Origin of the sequence: Sphingomonas sp. PWP1-2 (genome assembly GCF_049898305.1) — a bacterium.
GTDB classification, from domain to species: Bacteria; Pseudomonadota; Alphaproteobacteria; order Sphingomonadales; family Sphingomonadaceae; genus Sphingomonas; species Sphingomonas glacialis.
The window spans coordinates 724,398-736,438 of record NZ_JAFCXM010000001.1 but is presented as its reverse complement, the minus strand read 5'-3'; the positions used below and the strand labels follow the sequence as shown (position 1 = coordinate 736,438).

The 12,041-nt window shown below is 66.6% G+C and carries 11 protein-coding genes and 1 riboswitch; of the genes, 4 read left to right on the top strand and 7 right to left on the bottom strand.

Features of this window, described 5'->3' with window-relative positions:
• Nucleotides 1–173: 173 nt before the first annotated feature.
• The 4 genes from pnuC to ACP7C5_RS03625 all read right to left on the bottom strand — a co-directional run bounded on the left by pnuC (nt 174) and on the right by ACP7C5_RS03625 (nt 5,046).
• Entirely contained in the window at nt 174–731 is a 558-nt protein-coding gene (pnuC, locus tag ACP7C5_RS03640; protein WP_426263200.1) for a nicotinamide riboside transporter PnuC, read from the bottom strand.
• Nucleotides 731–1,873 carry a phosphotransferase enzyme family protein gene (locus tag ACP7C5_RS03635; protein WP_426263199.1) on the bottom strand — a complete coding sequence of 381 codons (1,143 nt, stop codon included), beginning with the start codon at nt 1,871–1,873 and terminating at the stop codon, nt 731–733. The genes pnuC and ACP7C5_RS03635 overlap by 1 nt, the downstream gene beginning before the upstream one ends.
• A gap of 4 nt (nt 1,874–1,877) precedes the next feature.
• Nucleotides 1,878–4,181, bottom strand: a complete 2,304-nt coding sequence (locus ACP7C5_RS03630) for a TonB-dependent receptor (RefSeq protein WP_426263198.1) — start codon at nt 4,179–4,181, stop codon at nt 1,878–1,880.
• 30 nt (nt 4,182–4,211) lie between these two features.
• Nucleotides 4,212–4,321, bottom strand: a riboswitch (TPP riboswitch).
• Nucleotides 4,322–4,353: 32 nt separating this feature from the next.
• The gene (locus ACP7C5_RS03625; protein ID WP_133189514.1) at nt 4,354–5,046 is read right to left on the bottom strand and encodes an RluA family pseudouridine synthase; all 693 of its coding nucleotides are present in this window, start codon (nt 5,044–5,046) and stop codon (nt 4,354–4,356) included.
• A 55-nt stretch (nt 5,047–5,101) separates the two neighbouring features.
• On the opposite strand from ACP7C5_RS03625, the gene ACP7C5_RS03620 reads away from it, so the two are divergent.
• Nucleotides 5,102–5,920 (top strand): M15 family metallopeptidase, encoded by an 819-nt coding sequence (locus ACP7C5_RS03620; RefSeq protein ID WP_426263382.1) that lies wholly within the window; start codon nt 5,102–5,104, stop codon nt 5,918–5,920.
• Here ACP7C5_RS03620 and wrbA read toward each other — a convergent pair.
• Nucleotides 5,910–6,512, bottom strand: coding sequence for an NAD(P)H:quinone oxidoreductase (wrbA, locus tag ACP7C5_RS03615; protein ID WP_426263197.1), 603 nt, complete (start codon nt 6,510–6,512; stop codon nt 5,910–5,912). The genes ACP7C5_RS03620 and wrbA overlap by 11 nt on opposite strands.
• Before the next feature lie 138 nt (nt 6,513–6,650).
• A complete protein-coding gene (locus ACP7C5_RS03610; protein ID WP_189675294.1) occupies nt 6,651–7,349 on the bottom strand; it encodes a pirin family protein in 699 nt (232 codons plus the stop codon).
• 125 nt (nt 7,350–7,474) lie between these two features.
• Here ACP7C5_RS03610 and ACP7C5_RS03605 point away from each other — a divergent pair, with 125 nt between their 5' ends.
• The 3 genes from ACP7C5_RS03605 (at nt 7,475) to ctrA (ending at nt 10,253) form a co-directional block, all read left to right on the top strand.
• Complete coding sequence (locus tag ACP7C5_RS03605) at nt 7,475–8,380, top strand: LysR family transcriptional regulator (protein WP_133189522.1); 906 nt, start codon at nt 7,475–7,477, stop codon at nt 8,378–8,380.
• Nucleotides 8,377–9,441 (top strand): AI-2E family transporter, encoded by a 1,065-nt coding sequence (locus tag ACP7C5_RS03600; protein WP_354286885.1) that lies wholly within the window; start codon nt 8,377–8,379, stop codon nt 9,439–9,441. The genes ACP7C5_RS03605 and ACP7C5_RS03600 overlap by 4 nt, the downstream gene beginning before the upstream one ends.
• Before the next feature lie 107 nt (nt 9,442–9,548).
• Nucleotides 9,549–10,253 (top strand): response regulator transcription factor CtrA, encoded by a 705-nt coding sequence (ctrA, locus tag ACP7C5_RS03595; protein WP_133189526.1) that lies wholly within the window; start codon nt 9,549–9,551, stop codon nt 10,251–10,253.
• A 73-nt stretch (nt 10,254–10,326) separates the two neighbouring features.
• On the opposite strand, the gene ACP7C5_RS03590 is transcribed toward ctrA, so the two are convergent.
• Nucleotides 10,327–11,988 (bottom strand): amidohydrolase, encoded by a 1,662-nt coding sequence (locus ACP7C5_RS03590; RefSeq protein WP_426263196.1) that lies wholly within the window; start codon nt 11,986–11,988, stop codon nt 10,327–10,329.
• Nucleotides 11,989–12,041 lie beyond the last annotated feature (53 nt).

Genomic DNA, 12,041 nt, shown 5'->3' with positions numbered 1-12,041 from the left:
CGAAGAAGAAATCCGCAACCGCGGCGTGGCGCCGAACGCAGGGAACATCCCTTGCCCGGCATCGCACCCCACCGAATTGTGCTCGGATCGGACCCATATAACGGCGAGGTCGATGCGCGGTTCCTAGTATTTTTGCGCCATGCGCTAGGTAAGAACTACCCGCCGTCGCAGCGTCAAACGCGCTGCGCGGTCCGCCAGCGGCGATAGCCAAGCCCTGCCAGGACGATCATCGCGGCATAGAGGCCGGCGGTGAGCATCAGCCCCTTGAACACGAACATGCCGACATAGATCACGTCGACCGCGACCCACAGCAGCCAGCTTTCGCGATGTCGCCGTGCCGTCCAATATTGCGCGACGAGGCTGAAGCTGCTCAGCCCGGAGTCGATCCACGGCAGTGCCGCATCGGTATAGTGGCTCGTGCCCCACCCGATCGTGACCGCCCCGATCGCGCCCGCCGCAAGCGCGATTGCCGCAGGCCCCGCGCGCAGCGGCTCGACCACGACGTCGCCATCATCTTCCTTGCCGCGCGCCCAGACGATCCAGCCATACACGATGGCGATGCCGAACAGCGCTTGCAGCACCATGTCGGCATAGAGCCGAACGTCGAGGAACAGCTTGAAGTAGAGCGCACACGCCAGCAGGTTGATCGGCCAGCACAGCATCCGCCGCACGGCGGTCAGCCAGATCCCCAGAAAGCTGACGATGACAGCGACGATCTCGAGCGCGGACATCAGCCGAGTGGCCCGTGCTCGATGCTGTTCAGGAAAGCTTGTCCGTGTGGCGCGATGAACCAGTCGGCGTGGCCGAGCAGATACAGGTCCCACGCCAAACTCGCCTGCTCGGCATCGTCGACGACACCCGCGAAATAGTCGATCTCGGACAGCGCGAATTCGAAATGGACGAGCGGCAGCACGCGCAGCAGCGCCGCCACCTCACCGCGGTCGAGCGGGATCACCGTCGCATACCCCGCGAGCAGCGCTTGCGCGGTTTCGGGATGGCCGATCGTCGCGTCTCTCCCCTGCCCCAACGCCAACCAGTCGATCGCAGTGCGCTCGATTGCGGTCGCGAGGTCGTGCACCGCGCAGGTCCGGTCGGCGAGACCGAAGTCGAACACCGTCGCGACTTGGCCGTCCGCGCTCCACAGCACGTTCGAGGGATGCCAGTCGTTATGCGTCCACAGCGCCTCGCGCCCCGCCAGCGCTGCCGGCACACCCTGGCCGAGCTCGGCAAACAGTCGCACCACCGCCGGCCGCCAGTCGCGCGGTTCGAGGAAGGCCGCTAGCGCCGGCCGCGCCGCGACATAGGCCTCGGTGGCCGCCAACGGATCGGTGCTGGGAAGAATATTGAAGCTCGCCACCAAGGGCTGCACCGCGCGCGCCGGCGCTGCGAAGCCGCGCGACGCTGCGTGTAGCCGTGCGAGCGACGCACCTGCCGCATGCGCGTGCGAGGCCGCGAGGAACGGGGTCCAGGAAAGTCGCTCGCGATACAGATCGAGCCCCGCGCCTTGACGGTGGAGTTCGTAGGTCCAGTCGCCGACGGCGATCGCGCTCGTCCCGGCGTCGGTCAGCAGGATTTCGGGCACCGGTATCCCGGCCGCGGCGAGATGCGCGATGAAGGCGTGCTCCTCCGCCAGGCCGGCAGGCGTCCGCACCGCCGGATGGTGCCGCTTGAGCACGAACATGCCGCGCGTCGTGCGCACCCGCGCCGCCGCCGAGAAGGGCCGCGGCGAATGCCACTCAAGCGCTTCTAGCTGCCCGGCCGCAGGGAAGCGCAAGAGCGCAGCAGCCGCGTCATCATGCGTGATGGCAGGCCAGGTCGGCGGCTCGAGCGTGGTGCCCATGCCGTGGACGAGATGCGGGGCGCTCGCGGCCATGGGATCAGAACACGCGCGACAGCGTCGCGATCAGCGCCGCGCCGCTCCCGACATAATAAGCCGGCGCTGCCCCGGCGATGAGGCTGCCGCGACGCCCGATCGTGTCGCGCGCGTTGGGGGTCACCGCCGCCACGCCCGACAGCACGCGCGGATTGGTGACGTTGATCGCATTGAGCCGCAGATCGGTACGCTTGCCGTCGAGCCACTCGGCCAGATGCACGCCGACCGACAGGTCGAGCGTCGCATAGCCCGGGATGCTCTCGTCATTGACGAAGGTGGCATATTGGCGCGCGACATATTTCAGCGCGCTGCTGCCGAAGAAGCGGCCGTCGTCATACGTCCCGCCGAGCCCTGCCTGGAAGGTCGGGCTCGATACCGCATGCTTGCCGCGCGTCGGCAGGAAATCCGCGCCGACCGGCAGGTCGTTGTCGAGCCGCGCGCGCAGATATTCGCCCGAGACGTAGAGGCTCACCCCCGCGGCGGGGCGGTAGTCGATCTCGCCATCGACGCCGTACGACGTCTGGCTGCCGGCGTTGAGCGTCGAATTGACCTGCGCGCCGCCGACATCGACCAGGGTGGCGAGCTGGCGATTGCGGAAATGGTAATGGAAGGCGGTCACCGACGCCGACAGGCTCGGCCCGATGTAGCGATAGCCGAGCTCCTGCGAGACCGAATATTCGTTCTTGAGCGCGTTCGTCCCCTGCGTGCTCAGCACACCGCCGTAATAGCTGTTGTAGAGCGTGAATTCGTTGGGGCCGCGGAAGTTGGTGGTGACGTTGGCGAACAGCTGCTGCCGGTCGTCGAGTTGATAATGGATCGCCGCGCGCGGCAGTGCGGCAAAGCTGTCGCGGCGCACCGCCGATTGCAGACCGGGCAAATAATTGCGCCCATTGCGGAGCAAGTTGACGCCCTTGAACCCGACGTCGATGGTCAGCCGCGGCGTGAGCGTAATGCTGTCGGCGAGGAAGAAACCCTTGGTCACCGTGAGCGTGCGCTGATCCTCATAGGCGAGCAAGCGGCCATCGGCAGTGCGGATCGCCGTCTCCTGATAGCCCCATGGGTCGACCGGACGCCCGTCCGCACGCACCGCGCCATAGGTCTGCAGCACGCGGTCCTTGCCGTAATCGAACCACAGGCCAGCCGTGATCCGGTGCGCTCCGGCGGCCAGCGTGAGCTTGGCGACGGTGCCGCCGCGGAACTGGTCGCCGGTATAGTTACCGAGCACGGTCGCCGTGCCGTCGACCGCGCCGGGCAGCGCGACCGGCCCCAGCGCCTCGGTGCCGAGGAAATTGCCGGTGGTCGAGAGCGCCGTGCCGTAGGGCGAATTGCCATAACCGAACTGGAGATAGCTCGTCGTGTCGAGCGTCAGCCGATCATTGAGCGCCAGATGCAGCGGCGCCGCAAGATAGACGTTGCGGAACGGCGCGCGATGGAGCCGCCAGTAATTGGTGTTCCCGGCGCTATAGCTGCGGTCGTAATTGAACCCCCGCCCCTGGGCGTTCCAGTCGGCGAGCGTCGGGCTGGGATAGGTCGAGGAATTGGCATCGTTGAACGACACGGCGATGCTCGCGCGGTTGCCGTTGCCCCATTCGTTGAGCAGCTTGGCGTCGACATGCTGGCGCGTGTCGAACCCTGCACCGCGCCAATTGTCGGCGCGGATGTTCGAATAGGACACGAACGCCTTGAGCCCGGTCCGGCCGATCGTGCCGGTATCGACCCGCACGAAGGCGCGCCGCGCGGCGTACGATCCGAGCGAGAGATTGACGAGCGCTTGCGGGCTCGCCTTGGGATCGTCGAGCGTGAGCGACAGCAGCCCCCCCGCCCCGCCGACGGTCGGCGAATCGAGATCGACCGCACCTTGCGCGAGCGTGATCTGCTTGAGGTTCTCGGCATCGGCGAACTGCGCGGGATAGGCGTAATAATAGCCGATGTCGTTCTGCGGCGCGCCTTCGAGCAGCACGCCGATCTCGTCCTGCCCGAGCCCGCGCAGCGTCAGGCTCGAGCTGGTCGACAGGCCGTAGGGGTCGCTCGACGAGACGTTCGCGCCGGGCAGCAGGCCGATGAGTTGGAACGCGTTGAGCGTGGGCGCTTGCTTGGTGATGAAATCGGCCGAGATCGCGCTTTGCGCCTTGGGCGCGTGCTGGTCGGGCAGCAGGCCTTCGGGATCGGGATGGCCGGTGACGACGATATCGCCGGGCGGATCCTTGTCCTCGGCGAACGCCGGGACCGCGAGCATCGCGCTCGACAGCAGCGCGAAGCCGAGCGCGCTGCGCGCGATGCCGTCGGTCGTGAAAAGCCTTCGCGTCATCCGTCGTCACTCCTACACGGAGGGGTAACGGAGTCTGCCGCCAGCCCTCCCTACGCCGGTATCAACCGGATCAGGTTCAGCGGGTCGTGGGCTGCAGCCCACCTCTCAGCCGCGCATGAGCGGCCCCCCGGGGAGCGCGGGGCTTAGTCGGTCAGGTCACGCGAGGAAAGCGCTATTGCGCGGGTGCGGCATCAGCCTCGGTAAATCCCGCCGCGATGAAGCGCTCAGGGAGCGGCGCCTTGGCGATGATCGGCTCCTTGCCCGCCCGTGGCACCATCAATTCGGCGGCGTGCAGCAGCGTTGCGGCGCCGTTCGCCTTGGTCCCGTTGCCGTAGATCGGATCGCCGACCACCGCCGCGCCGAGCGCCTCGGCGGCATGGACGCGGATCTGGTGCGTTCGGCCGGTCTCGGGGATGAACTCGACGAAGCTGCGCCCGTCCTTGATCGACAGCACGCGCCACGCGGTCCGCGATGCCTTGCTGCCCTTGGCGCCGAGCGGATCGCCGACCATCCGCCAGCCGGTCTCTTCGGTGCTGACCTTCGCAAGCGCGAGATCGATCAGCCCGCTTTCACCCTCGACCACACCCTCGAGCACCGCGAGATAGCGCTTGCGCACGAGACCCTGCTCGAACGCCTGTTGCAGCCGCGCGTGCGCCTTGGGATTGCGCGACAGCAGCAGGCAGCCCGACGTGTCGCGATCGAGCCGATGCACCGGCACCGGCCAGCGCTTGAACGCGAAGGTCAGCCCGTCGAGATGGTTTTCGAGGGAGAGCGATCCGTCACGCGGACGATCGACCGGGAGACCGGCGGGCTTGTCGATGACAAGCGCCTCGCCGTCGAGGAAAAGAACATGATTGGCTAGCATCCCACCCCCTTGCCACCGCAAGCGCCGACATGCCAGAGCCCGCGCCGTGCGAGCGATGCGAACTTGGGCGATGGGGATCGCGCTGGCGCCGTGGGCGGCTTCCCCCACGCTCGCCCAAACGGCTGTTCCGGCGAGCCTTTATCCCGGCGACCTCCCCGCCGCGATGGCCGACGGACGCATGCTTGGCCACCTGCCCTATCCTGAAGTCGCAAGCGGCGATCTGGTTGCGGCGCCGCCCGGTTTCGCGGTCGGCCAGCCTTGCGTGATCAATCGCGATGCCGCGCCCGACCTTGCGCGGATGCTGACCGCCGCCGCGCTGACGCCCAGCGTAGGCAAGACGCTCCGCGGCCTGTCGTGCTTCCGCTCGATTGCGCACCAGCGCGCGGTCTTTTGCCACAATCGCCGACGCGGCCATTGCGGCGACCCGGCGATGCGCGCGCTGACCGTCGCGCCGCCGGGGTTCAGCGAGCACGCAACGGGCTATGCGATCGACTTCGCGATCCGGCCGTCGGCGGGATGCGCCGATGTCGACAGTTGCATCGCGACGACCCCCGCGGGTCGCTGGTTGATCAGCCACGCGCCCGACTTCGGTTTCGAACTGTCGTTCCCGATCGGCAATGCGCAAGGCGTCACGTGGGAGCCGTGGCATTGGCGCTGGGTCGGCGCCAATCTGAAGGTGCCTGGCGCGACGCGCGCGCGCCTGGCGGTCGGCCGCGCGCGCGCGAGCTACCCGGCGAGCCCGCGGGTGACCGACATATCCGACCTCTGGCTCAAGCCACCGTCGGTGCCGCCACCCGTCATGCTCCCGCAATTGCTGCCTCCGCCGATCATCGCTCCGGTCGAGCGGCGGAGGCGCAAATGGTTCAGGCTTTGAGCTTGGCCGCCGTCTCGGCGATGCGCTTGCCCTGATAGCGCGCGCCGGCGAGCTCGTCGGCATGCGGCTGGCGGCTGCCGTCACCATCGGCGATCGTCGATGCGCCATACGGCGTGCCGCCGACCACTTCCTTGACGCCGGTCATGCCCTGGAAGCCGTAATCGAGGCCAACGATCGTCATGCCGTGATGCATCAAGTTCGTGATGATCGAGAACAGCGTCGTCTCCTGCCCGCCATGCTGGCTCGCGGTCGAGGTGAAGGCACCGCCGACCTTGCCGATCAGCTTGCCGCCGAACCACAGCCCGCCGGTGGTATCCCAGAACGACGCCATCTGGCTCGGCATTCGACCAAAGCGCGTCGGTGCGCCGACGATGATCGCGTCATAGTCAGCGAGCGCGTCGGGGCCGGAAATCACTTCGTGCGCGGTATCGGTCTTGAAGTGCGCCGCTTCGATCACCGCTTGCGGCGCAGTTTCGGCGACGCGGCGGATGTCGACCTCGGCACCACCGGCGCGCGCGCCTTCGGCGACGGCGTCGGCCATCTGCTCGATATGGCCGTAGGACGAGTAATAGAGCACGAGAACTTTGGTCATTGTAAGATCCTTCTTTTACTTGCCCCCCTCCCGCTTGCGGGAGGGGTTGGGGGAGGGAAGTCTGAAAAGGAAAGGGTAGCGCCCGAGGCACGCCCCTCCCCTAACCCCTCCCGCAAGCGGGAGGGGGATACGCGTACGTCACTCGCTGTCGACGAGCACCAGTTCGGAATCTTCGAGCGCGGTGATCGTGACGGTCTGGCCGCCATCCATCGCCGCGCCATCGCGCGCCTTGAACGTCTGGCCGTCGATCTCGACCGATCCCGTCGCAGGAACCAGATACGCGTGACGCCCGGGGCCGACTTCGTGCGTGATCGTCTCGCCAGCCCGCACCAGCGCTGCGAGCACGCGCGCGTCGGCACGGATCGGCAGCGCATCGGTGTCCTCGGCAAAGCCGCTCGCCAGCGTCACGAACTGCCCCGAACGATCGTCCTTCGGGAAAGGCTTGGCGCCCCAGCTCGGCGATCCGCCCTTGCGGCTCGGCTCGATCCAGATCTGGAAGATCGTCGTCTGCTCGGGCTCGAGATTGTATTCGGCGTGGCGCACGCCGGTCCCCGCGCTCATAACCTGGACGTCACCCGCCCCGGTGCGGCCTTCATTGCCCATCGAATCCTTGTGCGTGATCGCGCCCTTGCGGACATAGGTGACGATTTCCATGTCGCGGTGCGGATGCGGCGGGAAGCCGCTGTTCGCGGCGATCTCGTCGTCATTCCACACGCGGATCGCGCCCCAGCCCATGCGGGCGGGCTCGTAATAATTGGCGAAGGAAAAATGGTGGCGGGCGTTGAGCCAGCCATGCTCGGCATGGCCGAGGCTCTCGAACGAACGTCTCTCGATCATTGCGGATCTCCCGAAGGAATTGCGTTGGCACCAAGATAGGCGTTTGGATTGCGCGGTAAATGGAAACACTGGAAACCGATCGTTTCGACATGTAAGGAAACGCGTCGCCTGGAGCCTGGTACCAAATGCGTCTTCCCGATCTCGAAGCCTGGGCGATTTTCGCCAGTGTGGTCGAACACCGCTCCTTTAGTGGAGCCGCCGATTCGATCGGCGTTTCGAAGGCGACGGTGTCGAAAGCGGTGACGCGGCTCGAGGCGCATCTCGGGCAATCCCTGTTCCACCGCACGTCGCGCCGGCTGACCTTGACCGAGACCGGCAAGGGCCTGGCGGAACATGCCGCCCGGATTCTCGCCGAGGCGATCGCCGCCGAGGAAGCCGCGCACGATGCCGCGACGACCCCGACCGGGCTGGTACGGTTGAGCGCACCGATGACGCTCGGCCTCGCGATCGTCGCGCCGCTCGTTGCCGAGTTCCTCCTGCTCCATCCCGGCATCGAGATCGAGCTGATCCTGTCCGACGCCAAGGTCGATATCGTTGCCGAGGGGTTCGATATCGCGCTGCGCATCGCCGACCTGCCCGACAGTTCGCTGCGCGCGCGTCGGCTTGGGCCGATCGCCATCCATATCGTCGGCTCGCCTGAGTATTTCGCGCGAGAGGGCCGACCGACCCATCCCGCGCAACTCGGCGAACATGCGTGTTTCGGCTATACCAACGTCACCGGACCGTGGCGCTTCTTCGGCCCTGGTGGTGCAGAAGCTGCCGTGCGGCCGAGAGGCCCGCTATCGGCGAACAGCGGCGACGCGCTGCTCCCGGCGCTCCGCGCTGGACTCGGCATCGGCTTGCTGCCCGACTTCATTGTCGGCCCCGACCTTGCCTCGGGGAAGCTCGAGGTCGTGCTCGCCGACTGGCACGGACCGCCGATCGCGCTGCATCTGGTGACCCCGCCAAGTGCGCTCCGGCCCGCGCGCGTCGAGGCGCTGATGGACTTTTTGACGGAGAAAGTTCGCAACCCTTGCGTTCGCGAAGGGTGAAGCGCCTTGCCCCCGATGCCGACGATGCCCGGTTCATCCGCCGGGTCCTGATCGTCATTCTGATCGTCGCGCTCACTGCGGCGGTGTGGCGTGCGGGCAATCTGCTGATCCTCGCGTTCGGCTCGATGCTCGGCGCGGTCGCCATTCGCGCGATTGCCGAGCTCTACGGCAGGGTCGTCCCGCAACGCGCGACGATGCCGCTCGCGGTGACCACGGTGCTCGCGGTGATCGGGTTTCTCGGGTGGCTGTTCGGTGTCGAATTCGCGCAGCAGATCAACCAGCTCGTCTCGCAATTGCCGCATCTGCTCGACCAGCTTTCGCACTGGATGTCGCAATCGCCGGTCGGTGCGAAGATCGTCGAAGCGGTCAAGGCGGCATTCGCCGGATCGCGCGTCGCCAGCGACATCGGGGGCCTGCTGAGCGGCAGCGGCCAGTTGCTGCTCAACTGCATCCTCCTCCTCGTCGGCGCCCTGTTCTTCTCCGCCGACCCCGACGTCTATCAGCGCGGCGCGTTGCTGCTCGTGCCGCCATCGGTGCGCCCGGCGTTTGCCGATGCGCTGGTCGATGTCGGCACGACGCTGCGGCTGTGGCTGCGCGCCGAGCTGATCGGGATGACCTCGATGGGTCTGCTCGTCGGCACGGGGCTGTGGATCGCTGGCGTGCCCTCGGCGTGGGCGCTCGGGCTGCTGGCGGGCCTTAGCGAATTCATTCCCTATGTCGGGCCTACCGCTGCAATGCTTCCCGCGCTCGGGCTTGCCGCGACCGCGGGTACGGCGCCGTTGATGGGCACGCTGATCACCTATGCGATCGTCCGCGTGATCCAGACCAACTTCGTCACGCCCTATGTCCAGAGCCGCGTGATCGACATCCCGCCCGCGATCACGGTGTTCGCGATCATTGCGATCGGCTTCGTGTTCGGGCTGTTCGGGCTCTTCTTTTCGGCGGGACTGCTGGTGGTCGGATTCTCGCTCGTGCGCAGCCTGTATCTGCGCGAGGTGCTCGGCGAGGACCTCACAGACGATGCCGAATCACCCCGCGAATCGCGGATTCAGGCCGATTAATGCGAAATTAACCTTTTGCCTTCATCACTGATCAGGTTAATGGTTTGTGTCAGGCATATCGGGCCGCAGGGAGCTCCGATCGTCTGGTAAGCAATGGGGACCGCCAGATGCGCGTATTGTTGATCGAGGACGAGCCGACGACCGCCAAGGCGATCGAGCTCATGCTGACGGCCGAAGGCTTCAACGTCTACAAGACCGACCTCGGCGAGGAAGGCTTGGATCTCGGCAAGCTCTACGATTACGACATCATCCTGCTCGACCTCAATTTGCCCGACATGCACGGCTACGACGTGCTGAAAAAGCTCCGCGTCGCGCGCGTCCAGACGCCGGTGCTGATCCTTTCGGGGATCAACGAGATGGACAGCAAGGTCCGCAGCTTCGGCTTTGGCGCCGACGATTACGTCACCAAGCCGTTCCACCGCGAAGAACTCACCGCGCGCATCCACGCCGTCGTGCGCCGCTCGAAGGGCCATAGCCAGTCGGTCATCCGCACCGGCAAGCTCGCGGTCAATCTCGACGCCAAGACGGTCGAAGTCGATGGCAGCCGCGTCCATCTGACCGGCAAGGAATATGCGATGCTCGAGCTGCTGAGCCTGCGCAAGGGCACCACGCTGACCAAGGAAATGTTCCTCAACCACCTCTATGGCGGGATGGACGAGCCCGAGCTCAAGATCATCGACGTCTTCATCTGCAAGCTGCGCAAGAAGCTGTCGCTCGCCTGCGAAGGCGAGAATTACATCGAGACCGTGTGGGGCCGCGGCTATGTGCTGCGCGAGGCCGACGAGATGATGGCACCCGCGGCCGTCGCCTGATCGCCCAACAGTTTACCGCTCCCGCTGCGGCGGGAGACAGGCCGCGACATCGGGGGACGTCGCGGCCTTTTCTTTACTTGCGGCTCCACGCCTTGGCGCCGCCGATCCAGGTCTGCTCGACCTTGGTCGCGCGCAATTCGGTTGGCGAAGCGAGCAGCGGGTCGCGGTCGACGATGATGAAATCGGCGCGCTGCCCGACGCCCAGGCGCCCGAGCTTGTCCTCGGCAAAGCCGGCATAGGCCGCGCCCCCAGTGAACGCCCACCACGCCTGCTCGCGGGTGATGCGCTCTTCGGGGCGCCAACCACCGAACGGCTGCCCATCGGCATCCTGCCGCGTGAACGCCGCCGCCCAGCCCGCGAACGCATCGGGCTTCTCGACCGGATAATCCGATCCGAAGGCGAGCGTCGCACCGTTCTTCAGCATCGAGTTCCACGCATAGGCACCGGCGAGCCGATCGGGCCCGAGCCGCGCCTCGGCCATTGCGCGGTCGCTCGTCTGGTGCGTCGGCTGCATCGAGGCGATGATGCCGTTCTTGCCGAAGCGCGGCAGATCGACCGGATCGACGATCTGTGCATGTTCGATCCGCCAGCGGCGATCGCCCTTGTACGTATCGGCCATGTCCTCGATCGCCGAGAGCACTTCGGCATTGGCGCGGTCGCCAATCGCATGGACCGCGACCTGGTAATGATCAAGCGCGGCGCGGCTCATGTAATTGCGGATCACGTCGTCGGACATGAACCCCGCCCCCGTTTGCCCCGGCGCATCGCTATACGGCTTCTTGAGCCAAGCGCCGCGCGACCCGAGCGCGCCATCGGCATAGAGCTTGACCCCGCCCATCCGCAGCCGGTCGCCATAGAGCCACGGCGTCGGCCCGGCGCCGCCGATCCGCACTGCGGTATCGACCCCCATGCCATAGCTCATGATCCGCACGCGCAGATTGCCCGCGTCGCCGGTGCGGCGATACGCCAGCCAGTCGTCCATGCTCGTGCCCATGTCGGCGGTCGCGGTGATGCCGTAGGACATCAGGATCTCCTGCGCCTTGAGGAAGGCGACGTCGCGCTCCTTGGGCTGCGGCTGCGGCACGACCTTCTCGACCAGCGATTGCGCCGCATCGACGAACACGCCGCTCGGTAGCGGGCCGGTCTTCTCAATCCGCCCGCCCGCGGGCGCGACCGACTTGGCCGTGACGCCTGCTGCCTTGAGCGCGGCGCTGTTGCCCCAGCTCGCATGCCCGTCGGCACGCGCGAGCCAGACCGGGCGATCGCTGACCACCGCGTCGAGATCGGCGGCAGTCGGGAAGCGGCCGAGCGCCCACACCTCCTGGTTCCAGCCGCCGCCGATGATCCACTTCTTCTCGGGGTTGGCGGCAGCGTAAGCTGCGATCCGCGCCTTGGCCTCGTCGAGCGACTTGGTGCCCGACAGATCGAGCTCGAGCGCGCGGAAGCCCAATTCCATGACATGCCCATGCGCGTCGATGAAGCCGGGGAGCAGCACCTTGCCATGTTCGTCGGCGCGCCAGTCCAATTTGACCGGGCGCTTCTCGCTGTCGGCTAGCAGCTTGACGACCTTGCCCTCGGGCGAGATCAGCAGGCCGGTGAAGCGAAGGACCTTGCCGTCCTTGTCGAGCGTGATGCCGGTGACATTGTCGATCAACCCATCGGCAAAGCCAGCACTCGGGAGCGAGAGCGCCGCGAGGACGAATGCGGCGCGACGGGCGAAGGACTTGGTCTGCATGCGCAATGCGATAAGCAATGTTCCTTCGTCGCGCCAGATGGTCTAGGCGGCGG

Bases quoted from the DNA above. Each gene is read 5' to 3' on its own strand.
- pnuC (WP_426263200.1), bottom strand. From the start codon at position 731: ATGTCCGCGCTCGAGATCGTCGCTGTCATCGTCAGCTTTCTGGGGATC.
- ACP7C5_RS03635 (WP_426263199.1), bottom strand. From the start codon at position 1,873: ATGGCCGCGAGCGCCCCGCATCTCGTCCACGGCATGGGCACCACGCTC.
- ACP7C5_RS03630 (WP_426263198.1), bottom strand. From the start codon at position 4,181: ATGACGCGAAGGCTTTTCACGACCGACGGCATCGCGCGCAGCGCGCTC.
- ACP7C5_RS03625 (WP_133189514.1), bottom strand. From the start codon at position 5,046: ATGCTAGCCAATCATGTTCTTTTCCTCGACGGCGAGGCGCTTGTCATC.
- ACP7C5_RS03620 (WP_426263382.1), top strand. From the start codon at position 5,102: ATGCGAACTTGGGCGATGGGGATCGCGCTGGCGCCGTGGGCGGCTTCC.
- wrbA (WP_426263197.1), bottom strand. From the start codon at position 6,512: ATGACCAAAGTTCTCGTGCTCTATTACTCGTCCTACGGCCATATCGAG.
- ACP7C5_RS03610 (WP_189675294.1), bottom strand. From the start codon at position 7,349: ATGATCGAGAGACGTTCGTTCGAGAGCCTCGGCCATGCCGAGCATGGC.
- ACP7C5_RS03605 (WP_133189522.1), top strand. From the start codon at position 7,475: ATGCGTCTTCCCGATCTCGAAGCCTGGGCGATTTTCGCCAGTGTGGTC.
- ctrA (WP_133189526.1), top strand. From the start codon at position 9,549: ATGCGCGTATTGTTGATCGAGGACGAGCCGACGACCGCCAAGGCGATC.
- ACP7C5_RS03590 (WP_426263196.1), bottom strand. From the start codon at position 11,988: ATGCAGACCAAGTCCTTCGCCCGTCGCGCCGCATTCGTCCTCGCGGCG.